We start from the raw sequence: 18,133 nt of genomic DNA on the forward strand, positions 1-18,133 counted from the left end.
CCTCTTTCTGAAAGGTTTCTTATGCTTCTCTGGCTCGTGGACTTTGCGGATCACCTGCAATTCTTCAATCTCTTCCGCTACATTACCTTCCGCACCGGCGCCGCCGTCTTCACCTCGGCGATGATCGTCTTCCTGTTCGGGCCGAGCATCATTTCCTCCCTGCGCATCCGGCAGGGCAAGGGGCAGCCGATCCGTGCCGACGGGCCGCAGACCCATTTCAAGAAGGCCGGCACGCCGACCATGGGCGGTCTCATGATTCTGGCTGGCATCATCGGTTCGTCGATGCTGTGGGCGGATCTGTCCAACATCTACGTGGTCGCAACGCTGCTGGTCACCCTCGGCTTCGGCGCCATCGGCTTCTATGATGACTACCTGAAGGTGACGAAGCAGACGGAGAAGGGCTTTTCGGCGCGCGCGCGTCTCGGCATCGAGTTCGTGATCGCCGCCATCGCCGTCCTGGCGATGATGCTGATGTCGGAGCACAGCGAGCCGAACGGCGCGAAGCTTGCGACCTCGATCGCGTTTCCGTTCTTCAAGGATTTCGTCCTCGATATCGGCTGGTTCTTCATCCTGTTCGGCGGGTTCGTCGTCGTCGGTGCCGGCAATGCCGTCAACTTCACCGACGGCCTCGACGGCCTGGCCATCGTGCCGGTGATCATTGCCGCCGCCTCCTTCGGCGCGATCTCCTATCTTGCCGGCAATGCCGTCTTCGCCAACTATCTCCAGATCAATTTCGTGCCCGGCACGGGTGAGCTGGCGGTGGTGCTCGGCGCGGTCATCGGCGCGGGCATGGGCTTCCTGTGGTTCAATGCGCCGCCGGCGGCCATCTTCATGGGCGACACCGGTTCGCTGGCGCTCGGCGGCCTCATCGGCACCGTCGCCGTTGCCACCAAGCACGAGATCGTCATGGCCATCATCGGCGGCCTGTTCGTCATGGAAACGCTGTCGGTCATCATCCAGGTCGGCTATTTCAAGATGACCGGCAAGCGCGTCTTCCTGATGGCGCCGATCCATCATCATTTCGAAAAGCTCGGCTGGACAGAAAGCCAGGTGGTCATCCGCTTCTGGATCATCGCCATGGCGCTCGCCATGCTCGGCCTCTCGACCCTCAAGATCCGTTGAGGGCGCGATGATCCCGGTCAATTCCTTCAAGGGCAGGACGGTTGCTCTCTTCGGGCTCGGCGGTTCCGGTCTTGCGACGGCGAAAGCGCTGGTCGACGGCGGTGCAGATGTCATCGCCTGGGACGACAACCCGGCAAGCGTCGAGAGGGCAGACAAGGCCGGCGTTCCGACTGCCGATCTGCGCGGCATCGACTGGTCTTCGGTCGCCTCCTTCGTTCTTTCTCCCGGCGTTCCGCTGACGCATCCGAAGCCGCACTGGACCGTCGACCTTGCCCGGGCGGCGGGCGTCGAAATCATCGGCGACGTCGAACTCTTCGTTCGCGAACGGCGCGCCCTTGCGCCGAACTGCCCGCTGATCGCCATCACCGGCACCAACGGCAAGTCGACGACGACGGCGCTGATCGCCCATATCCTGAAAGCGAGCGGGCGCGACACCCAGCTTGGCGGCAATATCGGCACGGCCGTGCTGACGCTCGATCCGCCGAAGGACGGCCGGTTCTTCGTCGTCGAATGCTCGTCCTACCAGATCGACCTTGCTCCGACGCTCGATCCGACCGCCGGCGTGCTTCTCAACCTGACGCCGGATCATCTCGACCGGCATGGCACGATGCAGCATTATGCCGACATCAAGGAACGGCTGGTCGCCGGCAGCAGGACGGCCGTCGTCGGCGTCGACGACAGCTACTGCGTGATGATCGCCGACCGCATCGAGCGTGCCGGCGTGACCGTCAGGCGCATTTCCAGCCGGCAGGTGCTGGCGGATGGCTATTATCTCGACAAGGGCGGGATCGTCGAAGCTGATAGTGGCGCGACGCACAAGGTGGCAGACCTCTCCGCCATCCAGACGCTGCGCGGCGCCCACAATGCGCAGAATGCGGCCGCCGCGATTGCCGCCTGCCGGGCGGTCGGCGTCTCCGAAGAGGAGATCGTCGCCGGCCTCAATTCCTTCCCCGGCCTCAAGCACCGGATGCAGCCGGTCGGCCGACGTGGCGACGTCGTCTTCGTCAATGATTCCAAGGCCACCAATGCCGATGCGGCGGCGCCGGCATTGTCGAGCTTCGACCGCATCTACTGGATTGCCGGCGGACTGCCGAAAGAGGGGGGGATTACCAGTCTCACGGGCTTCTTCCCGAAGATCGCCAGGGCGTATCTGATCGGCGAAGCGGCGCCGGCCTTTGCCGCGACGCTCGGCGAGGCTGTGCCCTATGAAATTTCCGGCACGCTGGAAAAGGCGGTCGCGCATGCGGCCAAGGATGCCGAAAAAGATGGAAATGGGCCCGTAGCGGTCATTTTATCCCCGGCTTGCGCAAGCTTCGACCAGTATAAGAACTTCGAAGTGCGCGGTGACGCCTTTGTCGGGCATGTCAGGGCACTCGATGGCGTGGCGATGCTGATCGATCAGGAAACGGGAGCAAATTGACATGGTGATGAGCCGAGCGAAGCGCGGGCCGGTCGCCGACTGGTTCTGGACCATAGACCGATATCTCCTGGCAGTGTTCGTGCTGCTGATGGGGATCGGCATGATGATGTCGTTCGCGGCATCGCCGGCGGTGGCCGAGCGGCTGCGCTATGACAGCTTCCATTTCGTCATCCGCCATGCGGTCTTCCTGGTTCCGTCGATCGCGGTGATGATCGGGCTGTCGTTCCTGACGCCGCGGCAGGTGCGTCGCACCGCGCTGATCATGCTGGTGGCGGCGATCGCACTGATGCTGATCGCGCTGTTCTTCGGCGTCGAGGTCAAGGGCTCGCGGCGCTGGATCAATATCGGCTCGTTCTCGCTGCAGCCGTCCGAATTCATGAAGCCTGCCTTCATCGTCATCTGTGCCTGGCTGTTTTCCGAACATGCCCGCCAGCCGGAGATTCCGGGCAATTTCTTCGCCATGATCCTGTTCGTCATCGTCGCGGCATTGCTCGTCGCCCAGCCGGACCTTGGCCAGACGATCCTGACCAGTCTCGTATGGAGCGGCATGTTCTTCATGGCCGGCGTTCCGTGGCTGTGGATCGGCGTTCTCGGCGGTCTCGGCGTTGTCGGCTTCATGACGGCCTATTACATGCTGCCGCACGTGACGGGGCGCGTCGACCGGTTCCTGACCGGCGAGGGCGACACGTTCCAGGTGGATGCGGCGCGCGATGCGATCATGCGCGGCGGCTTTCTCGGCCAGGGGCCGGGCGAGGGCACCGTCAAGCGGATCATTCCCGACAGCCATACCGACTTCATCTTTGCGGTGATGGCCGAAGAGTTCGGCATCATCTTCTGCATGTTCATCGTTTTGATCTTCGCCTTCATCGTCATGCGCGGCCTGTCGCATGCGCTGAAGGAGAAGAACGACTTCCAGCGGTTTGCGATTGCCGGCCTGGTGCTGCAGCTCGGCATCCAGTCGATGATCAACATCGGCGTCAATCTCGAACTGCTGCCGGCCAAGGGCATGACGCTGCCCTTCATTTCCTACGGCGGATCGTCGATGGTGGCGATCGCGGTGACGGCCGGCTTCATCCTGGCGCTGACCCGCTACCGGCCCGAACGGCGGGCGCAGGAGCGCAGCATGTTTCGCGTCCAGGAAAGCGTAGCAGCGGAGTAATCGATGACGGGTTCAAAAGGTATCGTCATGCTGGCCGCCGGCGGGACCGGCGGTCATCTGTTTCCGGCCGAAGCGCTGGCGCACACGCTGAAGGCGCGTGGCTACAGCGTCCATCTGGTCACCGACAGCCGCGCCGAACGCTATGCCGGCAAGTTCCCCGCCGACGAGTTGCATGTGGTGCCGTCGGCGACGATCGCCTCGAAGAACCCGGCTTCCGTCGCCAAATCCCTGCTGACGCTGTGGACCGGATACCGCACGGCCAAGCGCATGGTCCTTTCGGTCAAGCCGAAGGTGGTCGTCGGTTTCGGCGGCTATCCGACAGTCCCGCCGCTTCTGGCTGCGACCGCGCTGCATGTGCCGTCGATGATCCATGAGCAGAACGCCGTGATGGGTCGGGCCAACAAGGCGCTTGCCGCCCGCGTCCAGGCGATCGCCGGCGGGTTTCTGCCCGAGCAGGGCGGCACGTTCTCGGAGAAGACGGTGACGACCGGCAATCCCGTTCGTCCGGCCGTCATCGCGGCGTCCGAGATCCCCTATGCTGCTTCGGGCGAAGGCCAGCCCTTCCATCTCGTCGTCTTCGGCGGCAGCCAGGGCGCCCAGTATTTCTCGCAGGCGCTGCCTGCCGCCGTCGAACAGTTGCCGGACGCACTGAGGGCGCGTTTGAAGATCACCCAGCAGGCCCGGCCCGAGGACAAGGATGCGGTCATCGCGGCCTATGCCGGCCTTGGCGTTCCGGCCGACGTCTCGCCCTTCTTCACCGACATGGCGGAGCGCATTGCCTCGGCGCAGATGCTGATCTGCCGTTCCGGCGCGTCGACCGTCTCGGAAATCTCGGTCATCGGCCGTCCGGCCATCCTCGTGCCCTATCCGCATGCGCTTGACCACGACCAGTCGGCCAATGCGGCGGCGCTCGCGGCCAAGGGCGGCGCGGAGGTGATCCAGCAGCGCGATCTGTCGCCGGAGCGCCTGTCGGGCATGATTGCCGACTGGATGAACGACCCCGAAAGGCTTGCCGAAATGGCGCTGGCCGCGAAAGGGACGGGGAAGCCGAACGCTGCGGACTTGCTTGCCGATATGGTTGAAGCTATTGCCGACAGGCAGGGCGTACAGAAATTCAAGGGAGCAGTCGCATGAAAATGCCGCAGGCCATCGGCCTCGTACACTTCGTCGGCATCGGTGGCATCGGCATGAGCGGCATTGCCGAAGTGTTGCACAATCTCGGCCACAAGGTTCAGGGGTCCGACCAGAACGACAGCGCCAACGTGCAGCGTCTGCGTGACAAGGGCATCGAAGTGTTCATCGGCCACAAGGCGGAGAACCTCGGCGATGCCGAAGTCGTGGTCGTTTCGACCGCCATCAAGAAGAACAATCCGGAGCTCATCGCCGCGCGCGAGAAATCGCTGCCGATCGTCCGCCGGGCGGAGATGCTGGCCGAGCTGATGCGTTTCCGCAATGCGATCGCCATTGGCGGCACTCACGGCAAGACGACGACGACTTCGATGGTCGCCACGCTTCTCGAAGCCGGCAACCTCGATCCGACCGTCATCAATGGCGGTATCATCAACGCCTACGGCACCAATGCGCGCATGGGCGAGGGCGAGTGGATGGTGGTGGAGGCCGACGAGAGCGACGGCACCTTCCTGAAACTTCCGGCCGATGTCGCCGTCGTGACCAACATCGATCCCGAGCATCTTGACCATTACGGATCCTTCGATGCCGTGCGCGCCGCCTTCCGGCAGTTCGTCGAGAACGTGCCTTTCTACGGTTTCGGCGTCATGTGTCTGGATCATCCGGAAGTGCAGGCGCTGGTCGCCCGCATCGAAGACCGCAAGGTCATCACCTATGGTGAAAACCCGCAGGCCGACGTGCGCTTCATGAACGTGCGCACCGAAGGCGCGCGTGCGATCTTCGACGTGGTCATCCGTCGTCGGCGCACGGGACGCATCTTCGAATTCAAGGATCTTGTCCTGCCCATGCCCGGGCGGCACAACGTGTCGAACGCCACGGCTGCGATTGCCGTTGCCAACCGGCTCGGCATTTCGGAAGAGGACATCAAGAAGGGGCTCGCCTCCTTCGGCGGCGTCAAGCGGCGCTTTACGCCTGTGGGCGAATGGAACGGCGTTCACATCTTCGACGACTACGGCCATCACCCGGTCGAGATCAAGGCGGTCCTGCGCGCCGCGCGCGATGCATGCCCCAACCGAATCATCGCCATCCACCAGCCGCATCGCTATTCTCGCCTGTCGAGCCTGTTCGATGATTTTTCGGCCTGTTTCAACGATGCCGACAGCATCCTGATCGCGCCGGTCTATGCGGCCGGCGAGGATCCGATCGAGGGTGCCGACGGCGAAGCGCTGGTCTCGGCGATCCGTGCCGGCGGGCACCGCGATGCGCGTTACGTTGCGACGCCGGCGGACATCGCCCCGATCGTCGCCGAGCTTGCCCGGCCGGGCGACTACGTCGTATTTCTGGGGGCAGGAAGCATTACATACTGGGCAGCGGCGCTCGAAGGCGAACTGGCTGCTCTTCCCGGAGCTGGTGAATGAAGACTGTAGATGGTGAAAAGCTGCTCGCCTCGCTTGGCGACAGCGTGAATGGGTTGAAGGGCAGGCTGACGCCGAATGCGCCGATGGACCGCGTGACCTGGTTCCGTGCCGGCGGCTTTGCCGAACTGATGTTCCAGCCGCATGATGTCGAAGATCTCTCGGCGTTTCTGAAGAGCCTTTCGGATGACGTGCCGGTGACGATCATCGGCGTGGGGTCGAACCTTCTGGTGCGCGACGGCGGCATTCCGGGCGTTGTCATCCGGCTGTCTGCGAAGGGGTTCGGATCGGTGGATCTCGCCGGCGACAACCGCATCCGTGCCGGCGCAATCTGCCCGGACAAGAACATCGCCGCCATGGCGCTCGACAATGGCATTGGCGGCTTTGCGTTCTATTACGGTATTCCTGGCGCAATCGGCGGTGCCGTGCGCATGAATGCCGGCGCCAATGGCTCGGAAACGCGCGAGCGTCTGGTCGAGGTCGAAGCCGTCGACCGCAAGGGCAATCCGGTCCGGCTTACCAATGCCGACATGGGCTACAGCTACCGCCACTCGGAAGCGCCGGCCGACCTGATCTTCACGTTTGCGACCTTCGAGGGCTATGCGGAAGACAAGGCGAAGATTCGCGCCGACATGGACGCCGTTCGCGAGCATCGCGAAACCGTACAGCCGGTTCGCGAAAAGACCGGCGGCTCGACGTTCAAGAACCCGCCCGGCCATTCCGCCTGGAAACTGATCGACGAGGCGGGCTGCCGCGGTCTCGTTTATGGCGGCGCGCAGATGTCGTCGCTGCACTGCAATTTCATGATCAATACGGGGCAGGCGACCGCCTACGATCTCGAAAGCCTCGGCGAGACCGTGCGCCGCCGGGTCTACGAGAATTCGGGCATTCTGCTGGAATGGGAGATCAAGCGGATCGGCAATTTCATGCCGGGACGCGAGGTTGAAATCTTTACCCCGTAGGCCTCGAATTCGTTAATCCGATCGTTAACACCCCTGTCTGCCAGCCGGATCAGGGGTGTTTCTTTTCGTGCTCATGTCTTGAGTCTCTTTTGCCATGCAAGTGTCTGATTTGTATGAGAGAGGCGGTACTGAACCGACCTATTGCGGAGGATGAATTTCCTCAATCGCTACATCAGTTAACGAAAGTAAACGCAATATTAACCATAATGGTTTTGAAGTGGGTTTCAGGCGATTGCCGTTAACCGATTCACGAAGCCGCCAGTCTGACGCAAGCGTCGGCGCATAGGTTGAGAAGTCTAGTTTGGGGGTATTTATGAGTGCCAAGCACGTGGCTGTCCTGATGGGAGGGTTTTCCTCCGAAAGGCCCGTTAGCCTTTCTTCGGGCAACGCCTGCGCGGATGCGCTCGAGCAGGTGGGATATCGCGTCACACGCGTCGATGTCGACCGCAACGTCTCCTCCGTTCTTGCCGAACTCAAGCCCGATGTCGCCTTCAATGCGCTTCACGGTCCATTCGGCGAGGATGGCACCATCCAGGGTGTGCTCGAATACCTGCAGATTCCCTACACTCATTCCGGCGTGCTTGCCTCGGCGCTGGCCATGGACAAGCAGCAGGCGAAATGCGTGGCGATGGCGCACGGCATTCCGGTCGCGCCGGCCCGCGTGATGAACCGCTTCGAGATCGGCGAAAAGCATCCGATCGAGCCGCCTTATGTGGTCAAGCCGGTCACGGAAGGTTCGTCCTTCGGTGTCGTCATCGTCAAGGAAGACCAGTCGCATCCGCCGCAGTTCCTGGCCTCATCGGAGTGGAAGTACGGCGACCGCGTCATGGTCGAGCGTTACATTCCCGGACGGGAATTGACCTGTGGCGTCATGGGTGACGAGGCGCTCTGCGTGACGGAAGTATTGCCGCAGGGCAACACATTTTATGATTACGAGTCGAAGTATGCGCCGGGTGGATCAAAACATGTCCTTCCGGCGGAAATTTCACCGATTATTTACCAAAAAATACAAACACTGGCTCTCCAGGCGCATCGTGCCATCGGGTGTCGCGGCGTCAGCCGCTCGGACTTCCGGTTCGACGATAGCGCTGGTGGGGAAGGTGAGATTATCTGGCTGGAAGTGAACACGCAGCCCGGCATGACCGCGACCTCGCTCGTACCGGAAATGGCCCAGCACAAGGGTCTTTCCTTTGGTGAATTTCTCCGTTGGATGGTGGAGGACGCGTCGTGCCTGCGTTGAAGCTGCAAAGTCTGAAGAGACAATCGGGGCGGGAGCCTGTCGCTCCTGTGTCGCAGCAGAAGGTGATGGTTCTGCCGCGTCCGGTTCGGCGCGTGGTTCGCTTCATGTCGAGCCTCGCCGGTGGACGGGTGCATATTCCGGAGCACGTCGGAACCGTCTCGGCGATCGCATTTCTCGCCTCTGTCGGCATCTACGGCATGGTCCTGGGTGGACATGCGGATGCCGTTGCCCAGGCGACGACGACCGCGGCCGGCTTCGCCATCGAGGACGTCAAGGTCTCCGGCAACGTCCAGACGTCCGAGATCGAGATCCTGCAGGTGCTTGGCCTTGACGGCGCAACCTCGTTGATGGCGCTGAACGCCGAGGCGGCAAAGAGCAATCTCGAGAAGCTGCCCTGGGTCGAGAAGGCCGAGGTCCGCAAAATCTATCCCAAGACCGTCGATGTTCGGCTGGTCGAGCGTCAGGCCTATGCCATCTGGCAGCACGGTTCGGATCTCTCCCTGATCGAGAAGAGCGGTTCCGTCATTGCGCCGCTCAAGGATGGCAAGTTCGTCAACCTTCCGCTGCTCGTCGGTCGTGATGCCGAAGTGGCCGCCCGCGAATTCGACGCGGATTTCGCAGCCTGGCCCGACGTCAAGGCGCGGGTGAGGGCCTATGTTCGCGTCGGCGGTCGTCGCTGGGATCTCTATCTCAACAACGGCGTCATCGTGAAGCTGCCGGACGAAGGCATCGATCAGGCGCTCGCCGAGCTCTCCGACATGGAGCGGACGCAGCAGCTGCTCGAGCGTGAAATCACTTCGGTCGACTTCCGTCTTGCCGACCGGACCACCATCGAACTCACCCCGGATGCCGCCAAGCGCCGCGATGCGGCCGTTGCAGTGCGCCTCAAAGAACTGAAGAAAGCGGAGCGGCAGATATGAGCCTTTTCGGGTCACAGAGTTTTGGCCTGCCTCGCATGAAGCCGCTTTCGCTGAAGCGCTCCCATGTCGTGTCCGTGCTCGACATCGGTTCGACGAAGGTCGTCTGCATGATCGGCCGGCTGACGCCGCGCCAGGAAAGTGAGATCCTTCCGGGCCGCACGCACAGCATCGAAATCATCGGCATCGGCCACCAGCGCTCGCGTGGTGTAAAGACCGGCGTCATCGTCGATCTGGACGCGCTGGAAAACGTCGTCCGTCTCGCCGTCGATTCGGCCGAGCGCATGGCCGGCCTCACGGTCGACAGCCTGATCGTCAACGTATCGGCCGGTCGTCTTGCCAGCGAGATCTACACCGCGACCGTCGATCTCGGCGGCCAGGAAGTCGTCGAGAACGACCTTCGCAAGGTCCTGTCGCTGGCGGCCCAGCAGTCGATGCGCCAGGAGCGCACCGTGCTGCATTCGATCCCGGCCGGTTTCACGCTCGACGGCGAGCGCGGCATCCGCGATCCGCTGGCCATGTACGGCGACCTGCTCGGCGTCGACATGCATGTGGTGACCGCCGAAGTGCCGTCGCTGAAGAACCTGGAGCTTGCCGTCAATCGCGCCCACCTGTCGGTCGAGGCGATGGTTGCAACGCCTTATGCCAGCGGTCTTGCCTCTCTCGTTGACGACGAGATCGAGCTCGGCTGCGCCTCCATCGACATGGGGGGCGGCACGACGACGATTTCCGTCTTCGCCGAAGGCAAGCTGGTGCACACCGACGCCATCAGCCTTGGCGGCCACCATGTCACAACCGATCTAGCGCGCGGGCTTTCCTGCCGCATCGACGATGCCGAACGCCTGAAGGCGGTGCATGCGACGGCTCTGCCGGCAGGTGCCGACGATGGCGACGTCATAACCATTCCGCCGATTGGCGACGATGACCGTGATCTTCCCACCCACGTGCCGCGCGCGCTGGTGTCCCGCATTGTCCGGGCCCGCGTCGAGGAAACGCTGGAACTGATCCGGGACCGCATCCAGCGTTCGGGTTTCTCCCCGATCGTTGGCAAGCGGGTCGTGCTGACCGGCGGCGCAAGCCAGCTGACCGGCCTGCCGGAAGTTGCACGGCGCATCCTCGCCCGCAACGTCCGCGTCGGTCGTCCGATGGGTGTCTCCGGGCTGCCGACGGCGGCCAAGGGACCGGCCTTCTCCACTGCGGTCGGATTGATGATCTATCCGCAGGCAGCCGGTCAGGAAGCCCACGCGTCAGGTGGCGGTCTTCTGTCCTCCCTGTCCGGCGGCAACGGCCGTCTGGCGCGGATGGGACAGTGGCTGAAAGAGAGTTTTTAACGGAACACAAGGAATTGGCCGGCGTGGCGATGCGGCCATAATCGAGAAGGAACTGGGTACATGACTATCAAGCTGCAGAAGCCAGACATTACGGAGCTGAAGCCCCGCATCACCGTATTCGGTGTCGGTGGCGGTGGCGGAAACGCCGTCAACAACATGATCACCGCCGGCCTCCAGGGCGTCGACTTCGTTGTCGCCAACACGGATGCCCAGGCGCTGATGATGTCCAAGGCCGAACGCATCATCCAGCTCGGCGTACAGGTCACCGAAGGTCTCGGTGCCGGTTCCCAGCCGGAAGTCGGCCGCGCAGCCGCTGAAGAATGCATCGACGAGATCGTCGATCACCTGAACGGCACCCACATGTGCTTCGTCACCGCCGGCATGGGCGGCGGCACCGGCACGGGTGCAGCTCCGGTCGTGGCCCAGGCCGCCCGCAACAAAGGCATCCTGACCGTCGGCGTCGTCACCAAGCCGTTCCACTTCGAAGGCGCGCGCCGCATGCGTCTCGCCGAGATGGGCATCGAGGAACTTCAGAAGTCGGTCGACACGCTGATCGTCATTCCGAACCAGAACCTCTTCCGTATCGCCAACGACAAGACCACGTTCGCCGACGCCTTCGCGATGGCCGACCAGGTTCTGTACTCGGGCGTCGCCTGCATCACCGACCTCATGGTCAAGGAAGGCCTGATCAACCTCGACTTCGCCGACGTCCGCTCGGTCATGCGCGAGATGGGCCGTGCAATGATGGGCACCGGCGAGGCATCCGGCGAAGGCCGTGCAATGGCTGCAGCCGAAGCCGCAATCGCCAACCCGCTGCTTGACGAAACCTCGATGAAGGGCGCTCAGGGCCTGCTGATCTCGATCACCGGCGGTCGCGACATGACCCTCTTCGAAGTCGACGAGGCTGCAACCCGCATTCGCGAAGAAGTCGATCCGGACGCCAACATCATCCTCGGCGCGACCTTCGACGAATCGCTGGAAGGCATCATCCGCGTGTCGGTCGTCGCCACCGGCATCGACCGCGAGATCAACCAGGCCTATCAGCAGGAAATCGCTTCCCGCCCGATCGTCCGCCCGGCTGCCAAGCCGCAAATGATGCAGCAGCCGGCTCCGGCGGCTCCGGTTCAGCAGAAGCCTGCCGATCCGATCGCCGACACGATCCGTTCTGCCGAAGCCGAGATGGAACGCGAGCTCGAGATCGCCAACCGTCATCATCAGGCTTCTCAGGAAGAAAGGCAGGTCGTCCAGCAGGACGAGACCTTTCGCCCCCAGAGCAAGCTATTTGTAGGCGCAGCACCCGTCGCTGAAGCGCCGCAGCCGGCTCCGGTCCGTCCGATGCCGCAGCCCCAGCCGCAGCCGATGGCTGCAGCTCCGGCACCGGCACCTGTCATGCCGCGGGCTCCGGCACCGGCACCTGTCGCTCCGCAGCCGACGCTGCGCAGCGAGCCGTCCATGAACCAGATGGTCGAACCGGTCCGCATGCCGAAGGTCGAGGATTTTCCGCCGGTCCTGAAGGCTGAGATCGAACATCGTGCGCACACCATCCATGCGCCCGACGCCGACGAACGCGGTCCGATGGGTCTTCTGAAGAAGATCACCAGCTCGCTGTCGCGTCGTGACGAAGAGGACGATGCACGGGCAGAGGCTCCGGCTCCGGCCGCACAGCCCTCGGTCCAGCAGCGCCGCGCGCTTTCGCCGGAGGCAAGCCTCTACGCACCGCGTCGCGGCCAGCTCGACGATCACGGCCGTGCGGCTCCGCAGTCCAGCGCGTCTCGCGACGACGATCACCTGGAAATCCCGGCCTTCCTTCGCCGGCAGTCCAACTAACACCGAGTGATTCCTGATCGGTATCGATGGCCCGGGCAGACATGCCCGGGCCATCTTGTTTCAGGCCCTTGTTTTGAGACGCAATTCCGAAATTAATTCAATGGCTTGCGTTCGTAACAATTGGAAAGAAACAGTGATTTGGAATTCCCCGCGGGCGCTCGTAAACATGCACTGGGACGTGTGGGTGACGTAACGGCCGTTTGTCGGCCGAAACTCATACTTGATTTATTTCGGGGCAATAGGTGCGGGTGCCAGCTGGTCTCGGCGCTAAAAGGGTACAAGAGAATGGCAATTGGCTTGCTGAGTTTTCAAACGACTGTTGCAGAGCCGGTGACGATTTCCGGAGCCGGTGTTCATTCCGGCAAGCCGGTCAGCATCACGCTCAACCCGGCCGAGGCCGGAACCGGCGTAATCTTCCAGCGCATGCATGCCGACGGCACGTCGACGGAACTCAAGGCGGTTTCCTCGCAGGTCGGTAACACCGACTTCTGCACGGTTCTCGGTTTCTCGCCGGCCCATTCGGTCGCGACCGTAGAACATGTCATGGCTGCCATCTACGCGCTCGGCCTCGACAATGTCGTCATCGAATGCGACGGCGCCGAAATGCCGATCATGGACGGCTCTTCGCGGATGTTCATCGAAGCCATCGAGGAAGCCGGCATCGTCAATCTTGGCGTCAAGCGCCGCTACATTCGCGTTCTGAAGCCGGTCCGCTACGAGGAAGGCCAGAGCTGGAGCGAATTTCTTCCCTATGACGGCACCCGTTTCGAAGTCGAGATCGAGTTCGACACGCCGCTGATCGGCCGCCAGAAGTGGGAAGGCAATCTGACGGCGCAGACCTTCAAGGACGAGCTGTGCGCTGCCCGCACCTTCGGTTTCATGCGCGATGTCGAACGCCTCTGGGCCGCCGGTCTGGCGCTCGGTTCCTCGCTTGAGAACTCGGTCGTCATTTCCGACGATCATACGGTCATCAATCCGGAAGGCCTGCGCTACCCGGTCGACGAGTTCGTGCGTCACAAGACGCTCGACGCCGTCGGCGATCTGGCCCTTGCCGGCGCGCAGTTCATCGGCCTCTACCGTTCCTACCGCGGCGGCCACAAGATGAATGCCAAGGCGCTGAAGGCGCTCCTCAGCGATCCGACGGCCTATGAAGTGGTCGAGACGCAGGTGCCGGCACCGACCGTTCGGGCCCGCGAAATGGTCGCGATCAACGCCCCGGAATTTGCGCCCTGGTCGGCTTGATCCGGGCAGGAATTGAGAATCGCCGCGCATCAGGCCGCTTCCCTGGAGGCGGCCTTTTCCTTGCCCGGGACGGGGAGGGGATGCGTGAAGACGGAAATAAATCAATTCCATGGGGGAAATGGGCCGGAAGCCTGCCGCCTGCCTTAAAATTGCATTATTGCTTTCATTTAAGCGCATCTCGGTCTAGAAACGCCATCGGTCTCATGCGCCAGACAGTACGCCGCTTGTTTCGATGCGGCACAAACGGGATTGTTCGATGAAGTATGTAGTGTCATCTGCCAGAAAGAATACCGTTCGGCTGGCATTGGTTTCCGCCTTGATGCTCGGCACCGGCACCCTCGTGGCGAGCTGCCAGTCCGACAAGGATATCGACATTACCAAGCTCGGCGTGCAGACCGATCCGCCGGAAGAGCTCTACAATCAGGGTCTGGCCAACATCAAGGCCGGCAACATGACCGAGGCCGGCCGCAAGTTCGACGCGATCGATCGCGAGCATCCCTTTACCGACTCGGCCCGCAAGGCGCTCGTGATGTCGACCTTCATCAAGTACCGCCAGGGCGACTACGAGACCGCGATCCAGAGCGGCAAGCGGTACATGAAGCAGTACAGCAATTCCGACGACAGCGATTATGTCCTTTACCTGATGTGCCAGTCTGCGGCCCGGACGATCGTCGACGTGACGCAGGACCAGCGCAATGCGCAGCGCACCGTCGATATCTGCCAGGAGCTGCTCGACAACTACCCGCAGTCCCAGTACGCCGACGAAGCGCAGAAGCAGATCCGTTATGCCCGCAACAACCTTGCCGGCAAGGAAATGCAGATCGGCCGCTACTATCTGGAGCGCAAGGAATATCTCGCCTCCATCAACCGCTTCCGGATCGTCGTCGAGAAATACTCGAACACGAACCAGATCGAAGAGGCGCTGGCGCGTCTCGTCGAGGCCTATTACGCGATGGGCATCACCAGCGAAGCGCAGACGGCCGCGGCAGTTCTCGGACGCAATTATCCGGATAGCCAGTGGTACGCCGACTCCTATAAGCTGTTGCAGTCGGGCGGCCTCGAGCCGCGCGAAAATGCCGGTTCCTGGATTTCGCGCGCCGGCAAGAAGCTGCTTCTCGGAACCTAAGGCATACGGTGAATGCTTACACAGCTCTCGATCCGCGATATCGTACTGATCGAACGGCTGGACCTTGCCTTTGAAAACGGTCTCTCGGTTCTGACCGGCGAAACCGGTGCCGGCAAATCCATTCTCCTCGACAGTCTGTCGCTGGCGCTTGGCGGCCGGGGCGATGGCGGCCTCGTGCGACACGGCGAGGACAAGGGGCAGGTCACGGCCGTCTTCGATGTCGGCATGGATCATCCCGCCCGCAGTCTGGTGCGCGACAACGACATCGATGATGACGGCGATCTGATCTTTCGGCGCGTCCAGTCCGCCGACGGCCGCACGCGTGCCTTCATCAATGACCAGCCTGTCAGCGTGCAGCTGATGCGCCAATGCGGCCAGATGCTGGTGGAAATCCATGGCCAGCACGATGACCGCGCTCTTGTCGACACCGACGCGCACCGGGCTCTGCTGGACGCCTTTGCCGGCCTCACGGCCGAAGCGGAGGATGTGGCCCATGCCTACGCGGCGATGCGCGAGGCGGAGCGGGCGGTCAAGAAGCAGCGCCAGCGTGTCGAGGATGCCGCGCGCGAGGCCGATTATCTCCGCGCCTCGGTCGAGGAACTCGAATCGCTCGGACCCACCGATGGCGAGGAAGAGGAGCTTGCCGAGCGTCGCGCCGACATGATGAAGGCCGAGCGGATCGCCGGCGATATTTCGGAAGCGAGCGAAATCCTCAACGGCAATGCGTCGCCGGTGCCGCTGATCGCCTCGCTGGTGCGCCGGCTCGAGCGCAAGTCGCACGAAGCGCCCGGCCTGCTGGAGGAGACCGTCGAGCAGCTGGACGCCGCCCTCAACAGCCTTTCCGAAGCGCAAATGTCGGTCGAGACAGCGCTGCGTCGGACGGAATTCGATCCGCGGGAACTCGAACGGGTGGAAGAGCGGCTGTTCGCGCTGCGGGCCGCCTCCCGCAAGTTTTCGGTCCCGGTCAGCGAACTGCCGGCGCTGGCGGTGCGAATGATTGCGGATCTCGCCGATGTCGATGCGGGGGCTGAAAAGCTCGCGGCTCTGGAAGGCGCGGAAGCCGCGGCCCGGGAAGCGTTTGGCTTGAAGGCAAAGGCGCTGTCGGCCAAGCGTCACAACGCCGCCGACGCGCTCGCCGGAGCCGTCATGGCCGAACTGCCTGCCCTGAAACTGGAGCGGGCGCGCTTTACCGTCGAGGTCGATACGGATGCCGGAAAGGCGTCCGCCGACGGCATCGACACGATCGAATTCCATGTGCAGACCAACCCCGGCACCCGGCCGGGACCGATCATGAAGGTTGCCTCCGGCGGCGAACTCTCGCGCTTCCTGCTGGCGCTGAAGGTGGCGCTTGCCGATCGCGGATCGGCGCCGACGCTGGTCTTCGACGAAATCGACACGGGCGTCGGCGGTGCCGTGGCCGATGCCATCGGCCAGCGACTGAAGCGACTTTCCGAACGCGTGCAGGTTTTGTCCGTGACGCATGCGCCACAGGTGGCAGCACGGGCCTCGACGCACTATCTGATTTCCAAGGCCCCGACGAGCGGCAAGGAAGACCGGATCGCCACCCGTGTCGCCAGCATGGCGCGCGAGGCGCGAATGGAGGAAATCGCCCGCATGCTCGCCGGCGCCACCGTGACCGACGAGGCGAGGGCCGCGGCGGCCAAGCTCCTGTCCGGCGGTTGAGCGACCGCCGGCCGTTCGGGGCGGCTTGCGGCCCGACCCGAACCTGACATTCTGCCTGCGGTCGTTCCGGCTACGGGAAAAGGAGTTCGATGATCGACATCATTGCGCATTATTGGCCGCACATCCTTGCCGTCCTTTCCGTTCTTTTGGGTGCTCCTGCCGCAATCCATGCCGCCATGACCAAGGATGACGTGCGCTCCGCCGTCGGCTGGGTCGGCATCATCCTGCTTTCACCGGTGGTGGGCGCGCTGCTCTATTACATCGCCGGCATCAACCGGATCCGCCGTCAGCAGTTGCGCGACCGGCGTCATCCGCTGGATAACGTGCTGGATGTCGATGCAAGACAGTTCGAAGTGACCGACGGGGAACTGGAGCCGATATTCGGCGAACGCGCCGCCGCGATGGTCCGGCTCGGCGACCACGTGACTCGCTGGCCGGTCACGTCCGGCAACAGCATCGAACTCCTGTCGTCCGGCGACGAAACCTATGCGGCCATGCTGGATGCTGTCGCCAAGGCCGAGCGCAGCATCCTGATGGAAACCTATATTTTCGATCGCGACGGGATCGGCAAGGCACTGGCGGACCGGTTGGGCGAGGCCGTGAGCCGCGGCGTCGAGGTGAGGGTGCTCGTCGATGCCGTCGGCGCGCGTTACTCGACGCCGAGCATCCTCGGCTATCTGCGTTCCAAGGGGGTGCGCGCCGATGTCTTCAACGGCAATGTCATCGTCGGTCTGCGATTGCCTTATGCCAACTTGCGCGTTCACCGGAAGATCCTGACTGTCGACGGCTCGGTCGGGTTCGTCGGCGGCATGAACATCCGCGACGCCTTTCGCGGGCCCGATTCCGCCCGTGACACGCATTTCCGCGTGCGCGGCCCCATCGTCGGCAGCCTGTTCACCTGTGCTGCCGAGGACTGGCATTTCGCCACCGGCGAGACGCTGGACGGTCCGGCCTGGAAGGTGGCGGCAGGCGATGCGGCGGCGAAATCCCCGGTGTTCATGCGCGCCGTGCAGTCCGGTCCGGACCGGCATCTGGAGGCCAACCAGAAGATGCTGCTGGGTGCCTTCTCGGTCGCCAAGCATTCAATCCGAATCATGTCGCCCTATTTCCTGCCGGACAAGGAGCTGATCAGTGCATTGGCGACGGCGGCGCGGCGCGGCGTCGACGTCGAGATCATCGTGCCGTCGCTCAATAATCTCATGTTGGTGGACCGGGCCATGACCGCGCAGTTCGACCAGTTGATCAAGGAAGGCTGCCGCATCTACCGGAGCGGTGGCGTCTTCAACCACTCCAAGCTGCTCTGCATCGACGGCGGCTGGTCCTTCGTCGGCTCTTCGAATATCGATTCGCGGTCGCTGCGGCTCAATTTCGAGATCGACCTGGAAGTGTTCGACGCAGATTTCGCGAATATGATCTCCAAGCGGATCGGCGCGGTGATCGAGCGCGGGGAGCCCGTGACGCTGAAGAGCCTGCACAGGCGACCATTCCTCTTGCGGCTCTTTGACCGTATCCTTTGGCTGGGTTCGCCCTATCTATAGCCGGAAGATGCAGGAGGGCCGCG

General features: G+C 62.9%; 14 protein-coding genes. All 14 read left to right on the plus strand.

Annotated elements, in window-relative coordinates:
* Nucleotides 1-21 precede the first annotated feature (21 nt).
* Complete coding sequence (gene mraY / locus NN662_RS07650) at nucleotides 22-1,122, plus strand: phospho-N-acetylmuramoyl-pentapeptide-transferase (protein WP_261929698.1); 1,101 nt, start codon at nucleotides 22-24, stop codon at nucleotides 1,120-1,122.
* A 7-nt stretch (nucleotides 1,123-1,129) separates the two neighbouring features.
* Entirely contained in the window at nucleotides 1,130-2,542 is a 1,413-nt protein-coding gene (gene murD, locus NN662_RS07655; RefSeq protein WP_261929699.1) for a UDP-N-acetylmuramoyl-L-alanine--D-glutamate ligase, read from the plus strand.
* A 4-nt stretch (nucleotides 2,543-2,546) separates the two neighbouring features.
* Complete coding sequence (ftsW, locus tag NN662_RS07660) at nucleotides 2,547-3,701, plus strand: putative lipid II flippase FtsW (protein WP_261931897.1); 1,155 nt, start codon at nucleotides 2,547-2,549, stop codon at nucleotides 3,699-3,701.
* A 3-nt stretch (nucleotides 3,702-3,704) separates the two neighbouring features.
* Nucleotides 3,705-4,835, plus strand: coding sequence for an undecaprenyldiphospho-muramoylpentapeptide beta-N-acetylglucosaminyltransferase (gene murG / locus NN662_RS07665; RefSeq protein WP_261929700.1), 1,131 nt, complete (start codon nucleotides 3,705-3,707; stop codon nucleotides 4,833-4,835).
* Nucleotides 4,832-6,247, plus strand: a complete 1,416-nt coding sequence (gene murC, locus NN662_RS07670) for a UDP-N-acetylmuramate--L-alanine ligase (RefSeq protein WP_261929701.1) — start codon at nucleotides 4,832-4,834, stop codon at nucleotides 6,245-6,247. Before murG ends, murC begins: the two co-directional genes overlap by 4 nt.
* On the plus strand, nucleotides 6,244-7,206 hold the full coding sequence (murB, locus tag NN662_RS07675) for a UDP-N-acetylmuramate dehydrogenase (RefSeq protein WP_261929702.1): 963 nt from the start codon (nucleotides 6,244-6,246) through the stop codon (nucleotides 7,204-7,206). The genes murC and murB overlap by 4 nt, the downstream gene beginning before the upstream one ends.
* 313 nt (nucleotides 7,207-7,519) lie before the next feature.
* Nucleotides 7,520-8,446, plus strand: coding sequence for a D-alanine--D-alanine ligase (locus tag NN662_RS07680; protein ID WP_261929703.1), 927 nt, complete (start codon nucleotides 7,520-7,522; stop codon nucleotides 8,444-8,446).
* A 65-nt stretch (nucleotides 8,447-8,511) separates the two neighbouring features.
* Nucleotides 8,512-9,366: a cell division protein FtsQ/DivIB gene (locus NN662_RS07685; protein WP_410010969.1), complete on the plus strand. Its 855-nt coding sequence runs from the start codon at nucleotides 8,512-8,514 to the stop codon at nucleotides 9,364-9,366.
* On the plus strand, nucleotides 9,363-10,694 hold the full coding sequence (ftsA, locus tag NN662_RS07690) for a cell division protein FtsA (protein WP_261929704.1): 1,332 nt from the start codon (nucleotides 9,363-9,365) through the stop codon (nucleotides 10,692-10,694). Before NN662_RS07685 ends, ftsA begins: the two co-directional genes overlap by 4 nt.
* 60 nt (nucleotides 10,695-10,754) lie before the next feature.
* Nucleotides 10,755-12,521: a cell division protein FtsZ gene (gene ftsZ, locus NN662_RS07695; protein WP_261929705.1), complete on the plus strand. Its 1,767-nt coding sequence runs from the start codon at nucleotides 10,755-10,757 to the stop codon at nucleotides 12,519-12,521.
* A 285-nt stretch (nucleotides 12,522-12,806) separates the two neighbouring features.
* Entirely contained in the window at nucleotides 12,807-13,763 is a 957-nt protein-coding gene (gene lpxC / locus NN662_RS07700; RefSeq protein WP_261929706.1) for a UDP-3-O-acyl-N-acetylglucosamine deacetylase, read from the plus strand.
* A 256-nt stretch (nucleotides 13,764-14,019) separates the two neighbouring features.
* A complete protein-coding gene (locus tag NN662_RS07705; protein ID WP_261929707.1) occupies nucleotides 14,020-14,889 on the plus strand; it encodes an outer membrane protein assembly factor BamD in 870 nt (289 codons plus the stop codon).
* A gap of 12 nt (nucleotides 14,890-14,901) precedes the next feature.
* A complete protein-coding gene (gene recN, locus NN662_RS07710) occupies nucleotides 14,902-16,572 on the plus strand; it encodes a DNA repair protein RecN (RefSeq protein ID WP_261929708.1) in 1,671 nt (556 codons plus the stop codon).
* A gap of 89 nt (nucleotides 16,573-16,661) precedes the next feature.
* Nucleotides 16,662-18,110: a cardiolipin synthase gene (gene cls / locus NN662_RS07715; protein ID WP_261929709.1), complete on the plus strand. Its 1,449-nt coding sequence runs from the start codon at nucleotides 16,662-16,664 to the stop codon at nucleotides 18,108-18,110.
* Nucleotides 18,111-18,133 lie beyond the last annotated feature (23 nt).

The organism is Rhizobium sp. NRK18 (genome assembly GCF_024385575.1).
In the GTDB taxonomy this organism is placed as follows: domain Bacteria; phylum Pseudomonadota; class Alphaproteobacteria; order Rhizobiales; family Rhizobiaceae; genus JANFMV01.